The sequence below is a fragment of the Pseudomonas sp. NPDC078416 genome (genome assembly GCF_050268485.1).
Classification (GTDB): Bacteria; Pseudomonadota; Gammaproteobacteria; order Pseudomonadales; family Pseudomonadaceae; genus Aquipseudomonas.
Genome location: NZ_JBNNGV010000041.1, coordinates 1 through 17,432, shown reverse-complemented (window position 1 = coordinate 17,432; position 17,432 = coordinate 1). Strand labels below are relative to the sequence as shown.

The 17,432-nt window shown below is 62.9% G+C and carries 16 protein-coding genes; 13 read left to right on the top strand and 3 right to left on the bottom strand.

Features of this window, described 5'->3' with window-relative positions; all coding sequences use genetic code 11:
- Positions 1 to 17: 17 nt before the first annotated feature.
- Positions 18 to 869 carry a transglycosylase SLT domain-containing protein gene (locus ACQKEN_RS23355; RefSeq protein ID WP_427689213.1) on the bottom strand — a complete coding sequence of 284 codons (852 nt, stop codon included), beginning with the start codon at positions 867 to 869 and terminating at the stop codon, positions 18 to 20.
- 171 nt (positions 870 to 1,040) lie between these two features.
- The gene (locus tag ACQKEN_RS23350) at positions 1,041 to 3,461 is read right to left on the bottom strand and encodes a type III effector HrpK domain-containing protein (RefSeq protein ID WP_427689170.1); all 2,421 of its coding nucleotides are present in this window, start codon (positions 3,459 to 3,461) and stop codon (positions 1,041 to 1,043) included.
- 64 nt (positions 3,462 to 3,525) lie between these two features.
- Between ACQKEN_RS23350 and ACQKEN_RS23345 the strand changes: the two genes are divergently transcribed.
- Complete coding sequence (locus tag ACQKEN_RS23345; RefSeq protein ID WP_427689168.1) at positions 3,526 to 3,813, top strand: hypothetical protein; 288 nt, start codon at positions 3,526 to 3,528, stop codon at positions 3,811 to 3,813.
- Positions 3,814 to 4,159: 346 nt separating this feature from the next.
- On the opposite strand, the gene ACQKEN_RS23340 is transcribed toward ACQKEN_RS23345, so the two are convergent.
- A complete protein-coding gene (locus ACQKEN_RS23340; RefSeq protein WP_122622931.1) occupies positions 4,160 to 4,711 on the bottom strand; it encodes an RNA polymerase sigma factor in 552 nt (183 codons plus the stop codon).
- Positions 4,712 to 4,981: 270 nt separating this feature from the next.
- Here ACQKEN_RS23340 and sctW point away from each other — a divergent pair, with 270 nt between their 5' ends.
- The 12 genes from sctW to sctU are packed head-to-tail and all read left to right on the top strand — an operon-like array spanning position 4,982 to position 15,724.
- The gene (sctW, locus tag ACQKEN_RS23335; protein ID WP_427689166.1) at positions 4,982 to 6,085 is read left to right on the top strand and encodes a type III secretion system gatekeeper subunit SctW; all 1,104 of its coding nucleotides are present in this window, start codon (positions 4,982 to 4,984) and stop codon (positions 6,083 to 6,085) included.
- A complete protein-coding gene (sctV, locus tag ACQKEN_RS23330) occupies positions 6,085 to 8,220 on the top strand; it encodes a type III secretion system export apparatus subunit SctV (RefSeq protein WP_427689164.1) in 2,136 nt (711 codons plus the stop codon). The genes sctW and sctV overlap by 1 nt, the downstream gene beginning before the upstream one ends.
- A gap of 18 nt (positions 8,221 to 8,238) precedes the next feature.
- The gene (sctD, locus tag ACQKEN_RS23325; protein ID WP_427689162.1) at positions 8,239 to 9,231 is read left to right on the top strand and encodes a type III secretion system inner membrane ring subunit SctD; all 993 of its coding nucleotides are present in this window, start codon (positions 8,239 to 8,241) and stop codon (positions 9,229 to 9,231) included.
- A complete protein-coding gene (locus ACQKEN_RS23320) occupies positions 9,228 to 10,577 on the top strand; it encodes a FliI/YscN family ATPase (protein WP_427689160.1) in 1,350 nt (449 codons plus the stop codon). The genes sctD and ACQKEN_RS23320 overlap by 4 nt, the downstream gene beginning before the upstream one ends.
- A 4-nt stretch (positions 10,578 to 10,581) precedes the next feature.
- Positions 10,582 to 11,037: a type III secretion protein gene (locus ACQKEN_RS23315; protein ID WP_427689158.1), complete on the top strand. Its 456-nt coding sequence runs from the start codon at positions 10,582 to 10,584 to the stop codon at positions 11,035 to 11,037.
- Positions 11,034 to 11,600: a type III secretion system HrpP C-terminal domain-containing protein gene (locus ACQKEN_RS23310; RefSeq protein WP_427689156.1), complete on the top strand. Its 567-nt coding sequence runs from the start codon at positions 11,034 to 11,036 to the stop codon at positions 11,598 to 11,600. Before ACQKEN_RS23315 ends, ACQKEN_RS23310 begins: the two co-directional genes overlap by 4 nt.
- Before the next feature lie 20 nt (positions 11,601 to 11,620).
- Positions 11,621 to 12,478 carry a type III secretion system protein gene (locus tag ACQKEN_RS23305; protein ID WP_427689154.1) on the top strand — a complete coding sequence of 286 codons (858 nt, stop codon included), beginning with the start codon at positions 11,621 to 11,623 and terminating at the stop codon, positions 12,476 to 12,478.
- Positions 12,468 to 12,932: a FliM/FliN family flagellar motor switch protein gene (locus ACQKEN_RS23300; protein WP_427689153.1), complete on the top strand. Its 465-nt coding sequence runs from the start codon at positions 12,468 to 12,470 to the stop codon at positions 12,930 to 12,932. The genes ACQKEN_RS23305 and ACQKEN_RS23300 overlap by 11 nt, the downstream gene beginning before the upstream one ends.
- Complete coding sequence (gene sctR / locus ACQKEN_RS23295) at positions 12,929 to 13,582, top strand: type III secretion system export apparatus subunit SctR (RefSeq protein WP_427689152.1); 654 nt, start codon at positions 12,929 to 12,931, stop codon at positions 13,580 to 13,582. The genes ACQKEN_RS23300 and sctR overlap by 4 nt, the downstream gene beginning before the upstream one ends.
- A gap of 7 nt (positions 13,583 to 13,589) precedes the next feature.
- Positions 13,590 to 13,856, top strand: coding sequence for a type III secretion system export apparatus subunit SctS (sctS, locus tag ACQKEN_RS23290; RefSeq protein ID WP_065989232.1), 267 nt, complete (start codon positions 13,590 to 13,592; stop codon positions 13,854 to 13,856).
- The gene (gene sctT, locus ACQKEN_RS23285; protein WP_133777433.1) at positions 13,857 to 14,651 is read left to right on the top strand and encodes a type III secretion system export apparatus subunit SctT; all 795 of its coding nucleotides are present in this window, start codon (positions 13,857 to 13,859) and stop codon (positions 14,649 to 14,651) included.
- Positions 14,648 to 15,724: a type III secretion system export apparatus subunit SctU gene (gene sctU / locus ACQKEN_RS23280; protein ID WP_427689149.1), complete on the top strand. Its 1,077-nt coding sequence runs from the start codon at positions 14,648 to 14,650 to the stop codon at positions 15,722 to 15,724. The genes sctT and sctU overlap by 4 nt, the downstream gene beginning before the upstream one ends.
- Positions 15,725 to 17,432: the final 1,708 nt, after the last annotated feature.

Here is a 17,432-nt window from a genome sequence, read left to right as displayed (position 1 = left end):
TGGACTCATGCCAAAGATCAGGCCGGCAATTGCCCCTGGCCGCTTTCGATGATTTTTGCGAAGTTCATGACGTTCTCGACGTACTTCGGATCGCCCACGCCGCCGGCATCCGCGGGGTTGTCCTTGTTGACCTTGTCCGGGCCCGAGTTGTAGGCGCGCAGTGCGGAGTTCCAGTCACCGAACGTAGCCTTCTGGTCACGCATGTACAGCGCGCCGGCCATGATGTTGTCGTGAGCGTTGTTCACGTCAGCGTTGCCGAGCTCTTTAGGGTTGTCTCGCTTGAGGGCGGCGAACGTGTCGGCGTTGACCTGCATCACGCCTGCATCGGTCTTGCCATTGACGTTGGTGGTGTCCTGACCCAGTTGACCGCGCGACTCGGCCCAGATTTGTCCGGCCAGAATGCTCGGCGGTACGCCGGTGGCGTTGGACGCTTCCATGATGTCCTCGCGGTAGTCTTCCAGCTGAGGCGGCAAATGCAAGTCGCCTGAACCGCTGAGGGATGTGTCGCTGTTTACCGCGCCAGCGTTGGCAGCGGGCGCGGCGGCGGCCTGAGCGGCGCCAGCACCTTGAGCACCTTCGCCGGCACCTTGCGCAGCGCCAGCACCACCACCGCCTGCAGCCTCGGTTGCACCGCCACCTCCCCCGCCGCCACCGGTCACTGCGTTGTTCTGCGCAGCCGGATTGCCCGTTTGATTGGGGTTGTTCTGCATCAGCATCTGCATCAACTGCATGATCAACGCCATAAGCTGCTGAGCAATGCCGTTCTGGTCGGCGCCACCGGCAAGGGGGTTAGCGGCGTTGGTCGTCGGGTCCTGATTTTCAGGCGATCCGAAATTGACCTTGGACTGCCCGGCATGGGCGAACAGAATCGAGCTCGCGTCGAGCGCCTGACCGGCGCCGCCGCCACCGCCCAGAGAGTTGCTCTGCCCGGGCTTGCCGCTCAGGGATGAAAAATCCGGACGGGCGGCGGGATCGCTCAACGGCCGAATCTGGGAAATACCGATACTCATGGTCACTTACCTCTTTCGGGTCAGAAAACATCAATGGGCTTTGGGGATGCCGAACTGATCGAGGACCGGGTCGACGTTGTGATCGAAAGCCTTCTGGGCCTTGTGCTTTTTGACGGCTTCGATGATGGCGGAGATGCCGAAACCCAGGCTCATGGCGGCGTCGGCGATCCAGCCAATCACCGGAATCGAGGCACCAATGGCCGCACCGGCGGCCAGCCCTGCGGCCTCTCCCACGACCATGCCGGCAACGCGACCGCCGACTTTCGCCGCCACCTCGCCCAGCCCTGCACGCCCGGCGGATTTCGCCACGGCGTCGTAACCGGTCTTGGCCGCAGACAGGCCGGACTTGGTGCTGTCGTAAATCGTCCTGGCGGCATCGGTTTTGTCGCCTCGGGCGAGCATGTCCGAGACCGAGGCAAAGCCTGCGACCGAGCGCAGCGCAGATGGCCCCATATTCGAGGCCACCTGCGCGGCCATCGACGGCGCGTGGTCTTTATCGCCTTTGGCGTTTTCCAGCATCTTGCGACCGCTCTTGGTGTCCTCCAGATGGCGGAAGGTCGAATCCACATAGCGCGATTGCTGGCTCTGCACGAAGGTGTCCGGCAGTACGCTGTCGTAGGCGGCCTTCTGCGCATCGGCCGTTTGCAATGCCTCTTCACCATCGGCTTTCTTCTGATCGAGCAACTGCCGGACCGCGCCGCCTTCGCTGAAGTTGCGCACGTACGAATCCTGAATCTTGCCCTGCAAATCAGGGCGCTGACCGAGGACCTGCTGCGCGGTCGGCACGTTCGCGTTGTCGCCGAGCAGGTCTTTCTGCATCTGCAACTGGGCCGACAACCCGCCCAGGGCGCTGCTGTAATCGGCGTTCGGCTTGTCTTTTTTGGTGGCCTTGTCGGCCGTGCTCAGGTCCGCTTGCAGGGCCTCGCCGCTGTTGACCTTCTGCATCTGTTCGGTAACGGCTTTCTGCAACGTCGGCGTGCTGGCGACCAGCGCCCGCGACTGCTGCGGTATCTGCTTGTCGAGGAACGCCTGCACGTCAGGATCGGCCTGCAGCTGGCCGATCTTCTCGTTCAGCGCATCTTCGGTCTTGCCGGTCTTGCGCAGGTCCTGGCCGGCGACGACGCTCTGCTGGGTCTGTTGCAGCTTGATCATGACCGCGGCTTTCTGCTCGCCGCTGTAGGCCGACGGGTTGTCGAAGACGTCCTTACCCAGCTTGGAGATATCGACGTTGGCCACTGAATTGAGGGTGGCGGCATCGCTGAGCACGCTGGCAAATTCGCCGCCATTGGTGGGCGCCTGCTTTTTGATCCAGTCGCTGATGTTCTTGGCGTTGAACAGCTTGTCCGGGCTGTGGGCCGCGAGCGAACGACCACTCAAGCCGCCCTGGTCGATCTGGGTGAGAAAGCCGGGCTCTGACCAGGTTTTCGCCGCCTGCTTCAACGGCCCGGCCAGGCCCGGGTTGTCGTTCTGAATCGCCTTGAGGCCGTCGGCGCTGGTCAGGCCATCGACCTTGGTTTTGCCGTCGGCGCCCAAGGCATGCTTGGGATCGGCGGCCTTGGTCAAGGGTTCATTGGCGCGCATTAACGCGGCGCTGCGGACCATGTCCAGGGATTGCGGGTCGGCGTCCGGATGGTCTTTCTGGTAGCTGGCAATGTCCTTGTCCGCGCTGTCGGCGGCTTTCTGCATGTTCTTGGCGAAGGCCTTGAGGTCGCCATCGGTGATCTTGCCGTCCGCTTTGCCGCCGTGTTTGCCAGTGTCCACGGCGGTTTTCAGCGACGGGTTGGCGTTGATGAAGTCCATGGCCTTGGCCGCGTCCGGGCCTTTTTCAGCGGCCATGCGCGCGGCGGCGATGGGTCGGTTCAGCTCTTTGGCCGCCTGATCGCGCTGATCCGCTGGCAGGTTGGCGACCATTGGCGCCCAGCGCTCAAGCTCCTTGGGCGACGAATATTTCGAGTCATCGAGAAACGCGGCTTCGGTGGCTTTGGGTTCCTCGGGCTTGGCTTCTTCGACCGGTTTCGCCGCCTCGATCGGCGCTGCCGGGGCCGCGGCGTTCGCTTGGGCGACAGGCTGCGGATTGCCTGTGGGAACGGCACCGGAGGTGGGCGCGTTTTGCGTAGGGGTATCTGGAGATGATGTGGCGTTCCCAGGTGCCGACTGAGCTTGCCCCTTGAACAGCTGCATGAGCTGAGTCAGCAATGAAAGCAATTGCTGTTCAGTGCTTTGGGTGTTACCGGAAAGAGGGCCAGCAGTGCCCGTGCTGCCAGTCGTGTTGCCGGCAAATGCGCTGTTCGCCGGTAACGGCTGGGTCGAGGCGCCGAAGCGGACATTCGGGTCTGCCCCGCCCTTCTGCAACGGCGCTGATTTCGGGTCAGTCAGCGGCGATCCCTGAGCGGCATCGGCGCCGGCAGATTGGGGGGCAACGCCGTTGTACGGAGTGCTTAAGATACGCATGAGTCGTCATCCGGGCATGGGGGATGGCAACTGTGTGGCTGCTGCGCCGGGTCGGTTCCGATAAATGTTGCAGTTTGTTTCCCAACTACCGAGCTTTGCTTGCCAACTACAGAGCGTGCAGCCAAAGCCACTGGCTGCACGCGATGCTTTTCAGTGGGACCGGCTTCAGCCGGGAAAAGGCCTGCATGAATACCATCAATCCCGCGGCGCGATGCCCGGTGGCTTCCCGGCTAAAGCCGGTCCCACACAGATCGCATTCAGTCAGTCACAGCGGATGCACGCGATGCTTTTTAGTGGGACCGGCTTTAGCCGGGAAGAGGCCTGGGTGAGCACCATCAATCTTGCAGCGTGACGCCCGACGCCTTCCCGGCTAAAGCCGGTCCCACTCAGATCGCATTCAGTCAGTCCCGCTGGATGCACGCGCTGCTTTTTAGTGGGACCGGCTTCAGCCGGGAAGAGGCCAGGGTGAGCACCATCAATCTTGCAGCGTGACGCCCGACGCCTTCCCGGCTAAAGCCGGTCCCACACAGATCGCATTCAGTCAGTCCCGCTGGATGCAAGCGATGCTTTTTAGTGGGACCGGCTTCAGCCGGGAAAAGGCCTGCATGAATACCATCAATCCCGCGGCGCGATGCCCGGTGGCTTCCCGGCTAAAGCCGGTCCCACACAGATCGCATTCAGTCAGTCCCACTGGGCACTCAGGCAAACGGGTCCATCTGTCGCTTGAGTTGCTCCCGGGCCCGGGACAGGCGTGAGCGCACGGTGCCGATCGGCACGCCGAGGGACGACGCGGTTTCCTGATAATTGCCGTCCATTTCCAGCGACACCTCGATCACCCGCTGCATGTTCGACGGCAGCGTGCCGATGGCCCTGACCACCTGCATCAACTGCCGATGACCGTCGACCTGATGGCCGATGTCGCCATGGCTGTCGGGTTCGGAATGGGTGTGGTCTTCCCAGCTTTCCTGGTACGGCTGGCGGTACATCTTGCGGAAATGGTTGCGGATCAGGTTCAGCGCAATGCCGCACAGCCAGGTCTGGGGTTTGCTCGCGTGTTGAAACTTGTGCTCGCTGCGCAGCGCTTCCAGAAAGGTGCTCTGCAGAATGTCGTCGACATCTTCCGGGTTCATGACCCGCTTCTGAATGAAGCCGCGAATCATCTTGATCTGGTCACTGGTCAGGTGACGAATCCCTTGGGCGGGACGGCGCACGGGGGAGTCAATGTCGAGAATCGCAAGGTTGGAAAACATCAGGGCTCTTCCTTGTTTTGAGTGTATTAGCCCTATAGCGATATGCGTGCCACCCTTTAAAACCCCATAAGCCATTGAATTTAAATAAGTAAATAAATCTTCAGGCACAGCGCTGTGCAAATCTTTGCGCGAACACGCTGTTTCCCGAACGAGATTTGGCACAGATCGGCCTGCTCCACCTCTGCGCACAAATAGATGGAACCGCTTTGCCGCCGCGCTCCACTCAGAGCCCATGACCAGGCCCCGAACCGAGCTAACCAGAGCCGTCTTATGAAGATCGCCGCCCCCATTGCCCCACAGGCATTGCAACCCCCTGCGATCACGCCGGCAAAAACGCAGGCGCCTGCGCCGCTGCATGTCAATCCGCCGAACGTCAACGGCACCTCGCCGCAGCAGGTCGCGCGGTTCGCCTCGGCACTGGTTCAGCAGAGCCGCAGCCTCAGCCAGCGGGAACTGCTCGCCAGCGGCAACGCCCTGCAATCAAGGGCGGTGAAACTGGGCGAGCTGTATCAGCTGTTGATGGGCAGCCAGGACAAAGGCCTCGACGATGCCGCGCGCAACCTGCGCAAGCAGCTGCAAAACCAGAACGCGTCGAGCCTGGCGCAGATTCTGAGTTACACCGACGGTGACCCGGCCAAGGCCCATGTGATGCTGCAAGCGGCGAGAAAGCAGGCCCAGGCCGACGGTGAAATGGGCGAGCACGTGGTGCTGAGCCAGCAGCTCAAGCAACTGCGTCGCCAGTACGGCAAACGCACCCGCGCGGGCATCAACAGCGCCAAGGCGTTTTCCCGGCCGACTTCGGAAAAGCGCCGCGGTGCCCTGCGCAATCTCTACAGCGTGGCGGTGGCCGGGCAGCAGAACATCACAGGATTAATCGACGCGCTGATCAACGAGCAGGAAGAGCCCGGCGAATTCGAGCTGAATCTTCGGGACATGCGCAGCGCCCTCGCCGACGATCTCTCATCGCTCACCCCGTCCACGTCGCCGCAGCAACTGCGCACCTTGATGCACGGCCTCAACACCGCGCGGCACGTCACCACCCTGCTGCGCAGTTGCGAGCATCTGCTGGGCCGCATGCGCAACAAGAACCCCGGGCTGCAAGTGGATGCGGCGGCCTTTCTCAAACACCTGCTGGCGCTGTCGGGCAAGGGCATGAGCCTGGGCGAAACCCTGCAACTCACGCAACACATCGGCGGCACGCAGCTCAAGCATCAACTGGCGTTTCTCAACGGGCTGCGGCCCATGCTGCAACAGCTGCCGATTCTGCTCTGGCGCGACCTGAAAAGCCGCCAGAACGCCTTGGGCAACCTGCTCATTCTCATGGCCGAACTGACTCGGCAGGAACAGAACCAGCTCCAGGGGGGCCTCGCCTGATGGATCGTGTCATTAACCTGCTCAATTCGATCGCGCACGCCGCCATGCGCCGCTCGGAAATCGTCGGTGCGTTCGTGGTCATCGCCATCGTGTTCATGATGATCACGCCGCTGCCCACCGGGCTGGTGGACGTGCTGATCGCCATCAACATCTGCATCTCGTGCCTGTTGATCATGCTGGCGATGCACCTGCCGCGCCCGTTGGCGTTCTCGACGTTTCCGGCGGTGCTGCTGCTGACGACGATGTTTCGTCTGGCGCTGTCGATCTCCACCACGCGCCTGATCCTGCTCAATCAGGACGCCGGGCACATCGTCGAGGCGTTCGGCCAGTTTGTAGTCGGCGGCAACCTGGCGGTGGGCCTGGTGATCTTCCTGATCCTCACCGTGGTCAACTTTCTAGTGATCACCAAGGGTTCGGAGCGAGTGGCGGAAGTCGGCGCGCGGTTCACCCTCGACGCGATGCCGGGCAAGCAGATGTCCATCGACAGTGACCTGCGCGCCAACCTGATCAGCGTCCACGAAGCGCGCAAACGCCGCGCCGAACTGGGCAAGGAAAGTCAGCTGTTCGGCGCCATGGACGGGGCCATGAAGTTCGTCAACGGCGATGCCATCGCCAGCCTGATCATCGTTGCCATCAACATGATCGGCGGCATCGCCATCGGCGTGGTGCAACACAACATGACCGCCGGCGACGCCTTGCAGGTCTACACCGTGCTGACCATCGGCGACGGCCTGATCGCGCAGATTCCGGCGCTGCTGATTTCGGTCACCTGCGGCATGATCATCACCCGCGTGCCCAGTGGCGAAAACGGCGTCGAAGCCAACATTGGCCGGGAGATCGCCGAGCAGATCACCAGCCAGCCCAAGGCGTGGATCATCGCGGCGGTGGCGATGCTCGGATTCGCCGCGTTGCCAGGCATGCCGACGGCGGTGTTCGTGGTCATCTCGATCATTTGCGGGGTCGGTGGCCTGCTCCAGTTGCACCGCGCCAAGCCCAAGGCCGAGCAAGCCCAGGCCGTGGCCGTCGCGCCGGAAATGAACGGCCGCGAAGACCTGCGCACCTTCTCCCCCAGCCGTCAGTTCGTGCTGCATTTTCACCCCAGCCAGAACCCCGCACATATCGAGGCGCTGGTCAGCGAAATCCGTCAGCGGCGTAACCGTCTGGTGGTGCAGTACGGCCTGACCCTGCCCTCGTTCATCATCGAAACCAGCGAGCTGTTGCCGCCGGACGAGTTCCGCTTCTCGGTCTACGAAGTGCCGCTGCTGCGGGCCACGCTCAGCCAGACCCACGTCGCGGTGGACGCGCGCTCGGTGCAAAGCTTGCCGGAGTCGGCCTTGCTGGAATCGGCAGTGCACGGCAGCCTCGAGCGCGAGGAAGGTCAATGGCTGTGGCTGCCGACCGACGCGCCGCAACTGCAGGAAGCAGACATCGAACGCATCGACGCGACGACGCTGATCATCGAGCGCATGGAGCGCGCGCTGCAGTCCTGCGGGCCGCAGTTCATCGGCCTACAGGAAACCAAGGCGATTCTCGGCTGGCTGGAATCGGAGCAGCCGGAGCTTGCCCAGGAAATGCAGCGGGTGCTGCCACTGGCTCGCTTCTCGGCGGTGCTGCAACGCCTGGCCTCGGAGTGCGTGCCGCTGCGGGCGATCCGGGTCATCGCCGAAACACTCATCGAGCACGGCCAGCACGAGCGCGAAGTCACGGTGCTCGCCGACTACGTGCGCATCGCCCTGAAATCGCAGATCTACCACCAGTATTCCGGCCCCGAAGGCTTGTTGGTCTGGGTGCTGACGCCGGAAAGCGAAGGCATTCTGCGCGACGGCCTGCGCCAGACTCAGACCGAAACCTTCTTCGCGCTGGACAACGAAACCAGCCAGTTACTGGTGCAGCAGCTGCACATCGCCTTCCCGCTGCGCAGCGCCCAACGCGCGGTGTTGCTGGTCGCCCAGGATTTGCGCAGCCCGCTGCGGACCCTGTTGCAAGAGGAGTTCTATCACGTGCCAGTGCTGTCCTTTGCCGAAATCAGCAACGCGGCGCAGGTCAAGGTGCTGGGGCGCTTCGACCTGGAAGACGACTTCGAGAGCGATCACGAAGACGACCCGCAAGCGCTGGATAACGAGTACGCCGCTTGAGTGCCTGGAGAGCGTCACATGTTTGAATTACGCGTATTGACCGGCCTGCACCAAGGCGCCGCACTGCCGCTGGTGGGTGAGCACTGGGGCATTGGCGCTGACGCCGATCAGGATCTGGCGCTGCATGATCCCGGCGTCGAACAGCTGCACTGCCGCCTGCAACGCCAGGGCGAAGACTGGCTGCTCAACGCGGCCGACGGCCCCATCGCCGACGAGGAAGGCCATCTTCACGCCAGCACCCTGCTCACGCCCAACGCCGCGTTTGTGCTGGGTTCTGTGTGGCTGTGCGTGTCTCCGGCGCAAGACCCCTGGCCTTCCGTGCCTGCGGTGATTCCTAAAGCGCAGTCGGAGCAGACGGCGCAGGCCGAAGCGCCGGCCAGCGCGCCGCTGGAGAAGGTCGAGTCGCACTCGCGCTTTTTCAACCGCACCACCGGCGTGGTCATCGGCGTGTTGCTCGGCATCGCCGGCAGCGCCTGGAGCCTGAGCCGCAGCGCGACGCCCGCCTCAGAGCAATTGGCGATCAGTTCGCCGGCGCAGCAACTTGCGCAGCAGGCCAATCAGCCCGCCAGACCTTCGAACGAGAAGGCCAAAACGACTGAGCTGCCGGCAAAAAAACGCATCCGGCTGACCAGCGTCGATGACGTCAAACGCCAGCTCAACACCATGCTCAGCGAACGGCTGCTCAGCGACGTCACTGTGGAGCAGACGCCTGAGGGTCTGGCCTTGAGCGGCAACCTCAAGCCGGAATCGCAGCTGGTCTATCAGCGCATGCTCCAGCGTTTCAAGGATCGCTATGACACGCCGGTCGCATTGATCGACAACGTCGCCGCCGGGACCAGTGGCCTGCCGTTCACCATCGTGCAGATCATGTCCGGGCCCAATGCGCACCTGGTCACGGCGGACGGTCGCCGGCTGTACGTCGGCGACGAGCTGGCCGGGCTGCGCCTGACACGCATCGATGACAATCGCATCCAGTTCGACGGCGACCGCCACTACGAGGTGAGCTGGTGAACGCAGCGCTGGATCAATGGAAATCCGCTCACCTTCAGCGCTTGAAAGGCTTTTCTGCAGTGAAGGTCAGCGGCCGGGTCAGTGCCGTCAGCGGCATCTTGCTGGAGTGCCAGATTCCCGCAGCCAAGGTTGGTGACCTGTGTGAAGTGAGCAAATCCGACGGCAGCGTCATGCTTGCAGAGATCGTCGGCTTCACCCGGGATTGCACATTGCTCAGTGCGCTGGGCACGCCGGACGGGATTCAGGTCGGCGCGCACATCCGGCCGCTGGGCATGGCTCACCGCATCGGCGTCGATGACAGCTTGTTGGGCAGCGTGCTCGACGGTTTCGGTCGTCCTTTGCTGGGGGATTCCGAAGGCGCGTTCGCCGGTCCCGGTGATCGGCGCGTCACCCTGCCGGTGATTGCCGACGCCCTGCCGCCAACCCAGCGCCCACGGATCAGCAGGGCATTGCCCACGGGCGTGCGTGCGATCGACAGCGCGATTCTGCTCGGCGAAGGCCAGCGCGTCGGCTTGTTCGCCGGCGCCGGTTGCGGCAAGACCACCTTGATGGCCGAGCTGGCGCGCAACATGGACTGCGACGTGATCGTCTTCGGCCTGATCGGCGAGCGGGGCCGTGAGCTGCGCGAGTTTCTCGACCACGAACTGGACGCGACACTGCGCGCGCGTTCGGTGCTGGTCTGCGCCACATCGGACCGGTCCAGCATGGAGCGGGCCCGCGCGGCCTTCACCGCCACGGCCATCGCCGAGGCCTTTCGCGAACGCGGCCTGAAGGTGTTGTTGCTGCTCGATTCCCTGACCCGGTTCGCCCGGGCACAGCGCGAGATCGGCATTGCCGCCGGCGAACCCCTCGGGCGCGGCGGCCTGCCCCCTTCGGTCTACACCCTGCTGCCGCGCCTGGTTGAACGGGCCGGCATGAGTGAAAAGGGCTCGATCACCGCGCTGTACACCGTGCTGATCGAACAGGATTCGATGAACGACCCGGTCGCCGACGAGGTGCGTTCGCTGCTCGACGGCCACATCGTGCTGTCGCGTAAATTGGCGGAGCGCGGGCACTACCCGGCCATCGACGTGCAGGCCAGCATCAGCCGGATCATCAGCAACGTCACCGGACGCGAGCACCAGCAGGCGAACAACCGATTGCGTCGTTTGATGGCGGCGTACAAGCAAGTGGAAATGCTCCTGCGCCTGGGCGAATACCAGCCCGGCAGCGACCCGGTGACCGACTGCGCCGTACGGCTGAACGAGCCGATCAATGCGTTTCTGCGCCAGGACCTGCGCGAGCCGGTGCCGCTGCAAGAGACCCTGGCGGCGCTGATGCAACTCACCTCGCAACTGCCGGAGTAGTGGCGTGGAAGAAGCGCTTGAAGTCGATCCGCAAAACCTCGCCATGGAACAGGTCATCAGCGTGCTGACGCCCCTGCGTCAGCATCGCCAGGCCAGCGCTGAACGGGCGCAACGGCAGGCGCAGAAAACCCTGGAGCAGATGCACGAACACTTGCAACAGACGCGCGATTCATACGTGCAGGAACGCCATAACCAGCGCGAACGCCGGCAGGTGTTGAGCAGCGCCCACGTCAATAAAGCAATGTCGCTGGACGACCTCGAACGCTGGCACGAAAAGGAAAACCGCATGCTCGACCGGCTGGCCTATATCCGCCAGGACATGGCCCGCCAAGAGATAGGTATCGAGGAACAACATCAGCGTCTGGCCGAGGCGAAACACGCGGCGAAAGCGTCCCAACGTGCCGTGGAAAAACTCGCCTGCCTGGCCGAGGCCCTCAACGAACAAGGTGAATCGATATGAACAGCCCCGTCCAACACCCGCCTCGCCCGCAACCTCAGCCCCGTGCCGAAACGCCCCGTACGCCCTCGCCTTCGCCATCCCCTGCCGCGCCGGGCGACCCGCGCCAGCCGCAGGCCAACGTGCGTCGCGCCGATGCCGAACGCCTGCGCAGGCTGTGCGACGAATCTGCCTCGCCGGCGTCGTTGAGTGCCGACGGGATGTTTTTTTCCCAACTGTTGGTGGCGCCGGTGACGGAAGAGCAAAGCGAATCGGGTTTCGCCGGCAGCAGTTTCAGCACGTTGTTTCCCGCTGAAGGCGTGCCGACGCAGCTCATCGACGAGCTCGCCCAACGCCTGCCGCAACAGCCGGACGGCCCGTTGAGCCTGACCTTGCTGATGCCCAATCTGGGCAAGGTGCAGGTCAACGCCAACAAGCGCGACAACCAGTGGAGCATCGAACTGGGCTTCGCAAGGCGCGGCGTACTGAAACGCTTGCAGCCCCATCAACGCCACTGCGAAAGCGCGCTGGAACAGGCGCTGGGCTGTGACGTTGATCTGTCCCTGCATGAGGAGGCACAGGCATGACGCCAGACATGAACTTGACCATGAATTCGGACACGAACTCGGGCATGAAACTGGGCATGAGCGACCTGAACGCCGTAGGACCGGCTTTAGCCGGGAACCCGCCATTCAGTCCGCTGAAGATGCGGGAAGTCAGCGGCGAGTTTGCCGAGGCCTCGCGTCTGCTGGGGGCCGGCGTGAGCTGCGGCTACACCGCCCAGGGTCAGCGCGGCGAACTGACCCTGCGATTGATACCCGACGATGACAGCCCGCCCCTCGCAGGACCGGCTTCAGCCGGGAACGCGTCATCGCTGACCTGGTTCGACAGCGCCCTCGGCCCCTTCGCCCTGAGCGACGCCGAAGCGGTGCTCAGCCTGCTCGGCGAACTGCCGGTCACCCTCGGCGGCGAACATCAGCCGTGGTACTGGCAGTTGGTGAATCAGCGCATGAGTACCGAACTGGCGGAACTGCTTTGCCCTCTGCGGCCACTCAGCGATATCACTGCGCTGTCCGCCGAGGGCGAAAGCACGGATACCGCGCCGATGACCTGCCGATTGCACCTGCGGCTGGGTTCGCAGGTGTTGCACGCACAGCTCTGCGCCGACGCGCGGGTCATGCTGCAACTGCTCGGCGGCCACCACTGGCAGCCGCACCGGCAGAACGTCTCGCAGGACTGGCCTATCCGACAGCCGCTGGTGTTGGGCGAGCTGTCGTTGAGCCTCGACCAGTTGGCGTCGCTGCAACCGGGGGACGTGCTGCTGCCGTCGTTGTGTCATTTCGACGAAGAAGGCGGCGGGCGCCTGCAACTGGCAGGTCGGCAATGGGCAGTGCAGACGGACAGCCGCGCCGAGCAGCTGTATGTACGGTTCAGCCACGAGGAAGACTTGGGACATGGTCAATGAAGAATTGTACGAAGACGAGATCGAGGATCTTGCCGACGATGAGTCGACCGAGCACGCTCTGAACGACGGGACAGGCTTCAGCCCTGAAACTGTTGACCGTGGGACCGGCTTTAGCCGGGAAGCTTTTGAAGACCCTCACGCCACCGAAAGCCAGTGGCACGACGAATCCGACGGCTATGCGGACACGGAGCTTGATCCGCAATCGGCTGAAACCCAAACCTCCCTCGATTCCCTGGATCAACTGCCGCTGGCCCTGACCCTGCGCTGCGGCAGCCTTGAACTCACGTTGGGTGACCTGCGCCGCATCGCTGCCGGCACCGTCTTACCCGTCAACGGCGTCACGCCCGGCTTCGCCACCCTGTGCCACGGCGATCGCATCGTCGCGGAGGGCGAGCTGGTCAGCGTCGAGGGCCGGCTCGGTCTGCAAATTACGCGCATGGCGTCCCACTCATGATCATGGACGGGATGAACCCGGTGATGCTGGCGCTGTTCCTCGGCGCCCTGTCGTTGATTCCGTTTCTGTTGATTGTCTGCACGGCCTTTCTCAAGATCTCCATGACCCTGCTGATTACCCGCAACGCCATCGGCGTGCAGCAAGTGCCACCGAACATGGCGCTCTACGGCATCGCCCTGGCCGCGACCATGTTCGTCATGGCCCCCGTCGCCCACGAAATCCAGCAGCGGGTTCACGACCGTCCGCTGGAGATGGGAAGTACCGAGAAATTGCAGGCCAGCGCCAACACCGTCATCGAGCCGTTGCAGCGCTTCATGACCCGTAACACCGACCCGGAAGTTGTGGCGCATCTGCTCGACAACACCCAGCGCATGTGGCCCAAGGATATGGCCGATCAGGCCAGCAAAAGCGACCTGCTGCTGGCCGTGCCCGCCTTCGTTCTGTCCGAACTGCAGGCCGGCTTTCAGATCGGCTTTCTGATCTACATCCCGTTCATCGTCATCGACTTGATCGTCTCCAACCTGCTGCTGGCGCTGGGCATGCAGATGGTCTCGCCGATGACCATTTCGCTGCCCCTCAAACTGCTGCTGTTCGTGCTGGTGCAAGGCTGGACGCGCCTGCTCGACAGCCTTTTCTACTCGTACATGTGAGGCGGTGATGGAAGCGCTGGCGTTGTTCAAGCAGGGCATGTTTCTGGTGGTGATTCTCACGGCGCCGCCGTTGGGGGTCGCCGTGCTGGTCGGCGTCATCACCTCGCTGTTGCAGGCCTTGATGCAGATCCAGGACCAGACCCTGCCCTTCGGCATCAAGCTCGCTGCGGTCGGCCTGACCCTGGCCATGACCGGGCGCTGGATCGGTGTCGAGCTGATCCAGTTCATCAACCTGGCCTTCGACCTGATCGCCCGCTCCGGCGGCGCGCACTAGATGCCCTTCGACGCCCAGGGCCTGTTCGAACTGATGCTGGGCATGGGCTTGGCGGCGGCGCGCATCCTGCCGTGCATGATTCTGGTGCCGGCGTTCTGCTTCAAATACCTCAAGGGCCCGCTGCGTTACGCGGTGGTGCTGGTGGTCTCGATGGTGCCGGCGCCGAGCATCAGCCGCGCGCTGTCGGGCATGCAAGACGACTGGTTTTCCATCGGCGCGCTGCTGCTGAAAGAGGCCGTGCTCGGCACCCTCCTCGGCCTGTTGCTGTACGCGCCGTTCTGGATGTTCGCCTCGGTGGGCGCGCTGCTCGACAGCCAGCGCGGCGCCTTGAGCGGCGGTCAACTGAACCCCGCCCTGGGGCCTGACGCGACGCCGCTGGGCGAGCTGTTTCAGGAGACGTTGATCATGCTGGTGATCCTGTCCGGCGGATTGTCGCTGATCACTCAAGTGATCTGGGACAGCTATCTGGTCTGGCCGCCCACCGCCTGGCTGCCCGGCATGACCGTCGACGGCCTGGACCTGTTTCTCGAACAACTCAACCAGACCCTCCAGCACATGATGCTCTACGCCGCGCCGTTCATTGGTTTGCTGTTGTTGATCGAGGCCGCACTGGCGATCATCGGCCTGTACGCGCAGCAACTGAACGTGTCGATTCTGGCCATGCCGGCCAAGAGCATGGCGGGCATCGCCTTCCTCCTCATCTACCTGCCGACACTGCTGGAACTGGGCAACGGCCAGATCATGCAATTCGCCGATCTCAAGCATTTGCTCGGCCAACTGGTGCATGTGCCGTGAGCGAAAAAACCGAAAAGGCCACGCCCAAACAACTGCGCGACGCCCGCGAAAAAGGTCAGGTCGGGCAGAGCCAGGACCTGAGCAAACTGCTGGTGCTGCTGGTCGTCAGCGAAGTGACCTTCGGCCTGGCGGACGAAAGCGTCGCGCGGTTGCTGCACTTGATGACGCTGTCATTCCAGGGTGTTGGCCAGCCCTTCATGCACACGCTGGAACAGGTCGCCAGCGAAGGCGCGAGCGTGTTGGTCGGCTTCATTCTGAGTAGCGTCGGCATCGCGATGTTGATGCGGCTGGTGGGCAGCTGGATACAGATCGGGTTCCTGTTCGCGCCCAAGGCGCTGAAGCTGGACTTCAACAAACTCAACCCGTTCGCCCACGCCAAGCAGATGTTCTCGGCGCAGAGCCTGACCACGCTACTCCTCAGCATCCTGAAAGCCACGGCCATCGCGGCGACGCTGTACGTGGTGGTGAAGCCGTCGCTGGGCACGCTGATTTTGCTGTCGAGCACGGACCTGACGACGTACTGGCATGCGCTGTTGCAGGTGTTCCGGCATATCTTGCGGGCGACGCTGGGGTTGCTGTTGGTCATCGGCGCGGTGGATTTTGCGCTGCAAAAGTATTTCCACGCGAAGAAGCTGCGGATGAGCCATGAGGACATCAAGAAGGAGTACAAGCAGTCGGAGGGCGACCCCCATGTGAAGGGGCATCGTCGGCAACTGGCCCATGAGTTGCTGAACCAGGCGCCGACTGCGCCGGCCAAGCCGGTGGAGGATGCGGACATGCTGGTGGTGAATCCGACGCATTATGCGGTGGCGCTGTATTACCGGCCCGGCACGACGCCGCTGCCGCAGATTCATTGCAAGGGTGAGGATGATGAGGCGCTGGCATTGATTGCGCGGGCGAAGAAGGCGGGGATTCCGGTGGTGCAGAGTATCTGGCTGGCGCGGACGCTGTATAAGGTCAAGGCAGGCAAGTACATCCCGCGGACGACGCTGTTGGCGGTGGCGAATATTTATCAGATCGTGCGGCAGCTTGAGGAAGTAACGGACGAAGTCATTCGAATCGAAGATGTTTGATCAAGATCAAGATCAAGGGCGTCTGCCTGGGGGCAGACTGTTTCGCCTTCGGCGACTTACTTTTGAAAAGCACCAAAAGTAAGCAAAAGTGCCTGCTCCTGGTTGGGCCCCTCGTTCCTCGGGGTCCCTTCACTCCGGCCCCGCTCCGTGGGCCCGCTGCCATCCGCCATCCATGGCGGGGGGCAGCTCTCGCCGCATCCATGCGGCTCGGCCCACTGCGCGAGACCTGCGTTCAGCCTGCACCCAAGTCGCGATTTGTGTCGTCTGGACTTCTTGCGTCGAAGATCAAAAGCAAAGGCGAGAGCGACAGCAAAAGCTTCCCGGCTGAAGCCGGCCCCACTGTTTGAATGCAGTCTGTGGGAGCCGGCTCCTACAGAAAAATGCATTCCGCCAGCTACGACGATGACGCCGATTCAGGCCTGGGAAGTGACGCGGAGCGTCACGGGATGCATTCCCACGCGGAGCGTGGGAACGATCAAGCAAAAGCTTCCCGGCTGAACCGGTCCCACTGTATGAATGCAGTCTGTGGGAGCCGGCTTGCTGGCGAATGCATTCTGTCAGTCGATATATTCGTACCTGACCCACCGCGTTCGCCAGCAAGCCGGCTCCTACAGAAAAATGCGTTCCGACAGCTACGACGATGACGCCGATCGTTCCCACGCTCCGCGTGGTAACGCCGCCCCAGACGCTCCGCGTCCCGCAGACGACGTGCATTCAGGCCTTGGGAAGTGACGCGGAGCGTCACGAGATGCATTCCCACGCAGAGCGTGGGCACGATCAAGCAAAAGCTTCCCGGCTGAAGCCGGTCCCCCTGACTGTAACCAGCCCGCACTGTAGGAGCCGGCTTGCTGGCGAATGCATTCTGTCAGTCGATATATTCGTACCTGACCCACCGCGTTCGCCAGCAAGCCGGCTCCTACAGAAAAATGCATTCCGCCAGCTACGACGATGACGCCGATCGTTCCCACGCTCCGCGTGGTAACGCCGCCCCGGACGCTCCGCGTCCCGCAGACGACGCGCATTCAGGCCTTGGGAGGTGACGCGGAGCGTCACAGGATGCATTCCCACGCAGAGCGTGGGCACGATCAAGCAAAAGCTTTCCGGCTGAAGCCGGTCCCACTGACTGTACCCAACCCCACTGTAGGAGCCGGCTTGCTGGCGAATGCATTCTGTCAGTCGATATATTCATACCTGACCCACCGCGTTCGCCAGCAAGCCGGCTCCTACAGAAAAATGCATTCCGCCAGCTACGACGATGACGCCGATCGTTCACACGCTCCGCGTGGTAACGCCGCCCCGGACGCTCCGCGTCCCGCAGACGACGCGCATTCAGGCCTTGGGAGGTGACGCGGAGCGTCACAGGATGCGTTCCCACGCAGAGCGTGGGCACGATCAAGCAAAAGCTTCCCGGCTGAACCGGTCCCACTGTATGAATGCAGTCTGTGGGAGCCGGCTTGCTGGCGAATGCATTGTGTCAGTCGATATATTCATACCTGACCCACCGCGTTCGCCAGCAAGCCGGCTCCTACAGAAAAATGCATTCCGCCAGCTACGACGATGACGCCGATCGTTCCCACGCTCCGCGTCCCGCGGACGACCCGCATTCAGGCCTGGGGAAGTGACGCGGAGCGTCACGGGATGCATTCCCACGCGGAGCGTGGGAACGATCAAGCAAAAGCTTCCCGGCTGAACCGGTCCCACTGTATGA

What these genes read in the sequence shown, in the direction of transcription:
- ACQKEN_RS23350 (WP_427689170.1), bottom strand. Translation starts at nt 3,461, where the DNA reads ATGCGTATCTTAAGCACTCCGTACAACGGCGTTGCCCCCCAATCTGCC.
- ACQKEN_RS23345 (WP_427689168.1), top strand. Translation starts at nt 3,526, where the DNA reads ATGTTGCAGTTTGTTTCCCAACTACCGAGCTTTGCTTGCCAACTACAG.
- ACQKEN_RS23340 (WP_122622931.1), bottom strand. Translation starts at nt 4,711, where the DNA reads ATGTTTTCCAACCTTGCGATTCTCGACATTGACTCCCCCGTGCGCCGT.
- sctW (WP_427689166.1), top strand. Translation starts at nt 4,982, where the DNA reads ATGAAGATCGCCGCCCCCATTGCCCCACAGGCATTGCAACCCCCTGCG.
- sctV (WP_427689164.1), top strand. Translation starts at nt 6,085, where the DNA reads ATGGATCGTGTCATTAACCTGCTCAATTCGATCGCGCACGCCGCCATG.
- sctD (WP_427689162.1), top strand. Translation starts at nt 8,239, where the DNA reads ATGTTTGAATTACGCGTATTGACCGGCCTGCACCAAGGCGCCGCACTG.
- ACQKEN_RS23310 (WP_427689156.1), top strand. Translation starts at nt 11,034, where the DNA reads ATGAACAGCCCCGTCCAACACCCGCCTCGCCCGCAACCTCAGCCCCGT.
- ACQKEN_RS23305 (WP_427689154.1), top strand. Translation starts at nt 11,621, where the DNA reads ATGAATTCGGACACGAACTCGGGCATGAAACTGGGCATGAGCGACCTG.
- ACQKEN_RS23300 (WP_427689153.1), top strand. Translation starts at nt 12,468, where the DNA reads ATGGTCAATGAAGAATTGTACGAAGACGAGATCGAGGATCTTGCCGAC.
- sctR (WP_427689152.1), top strand. Translation starts at nt 12,929, where the DNA reads ATGATCATGGACGGGATGAACCCGGTGATGCTGGCGCTGTTCCTCGGC.
- sctS (WP_065989232.1), top strand. Translation starts at nt 13,590, where the DNA reads ATGGAAGCGCTGGCGTTGTTCAAGCAGGGCATGTTTCTGGTGGTGATT.
- sctT (WP_133777433.1), top strand. Translation starts at nt 13,857, where the DNA reads ATGCCCTTCGACGCCCAGGGCCTGTTCGAACTGATGCTGGGCATGGGC.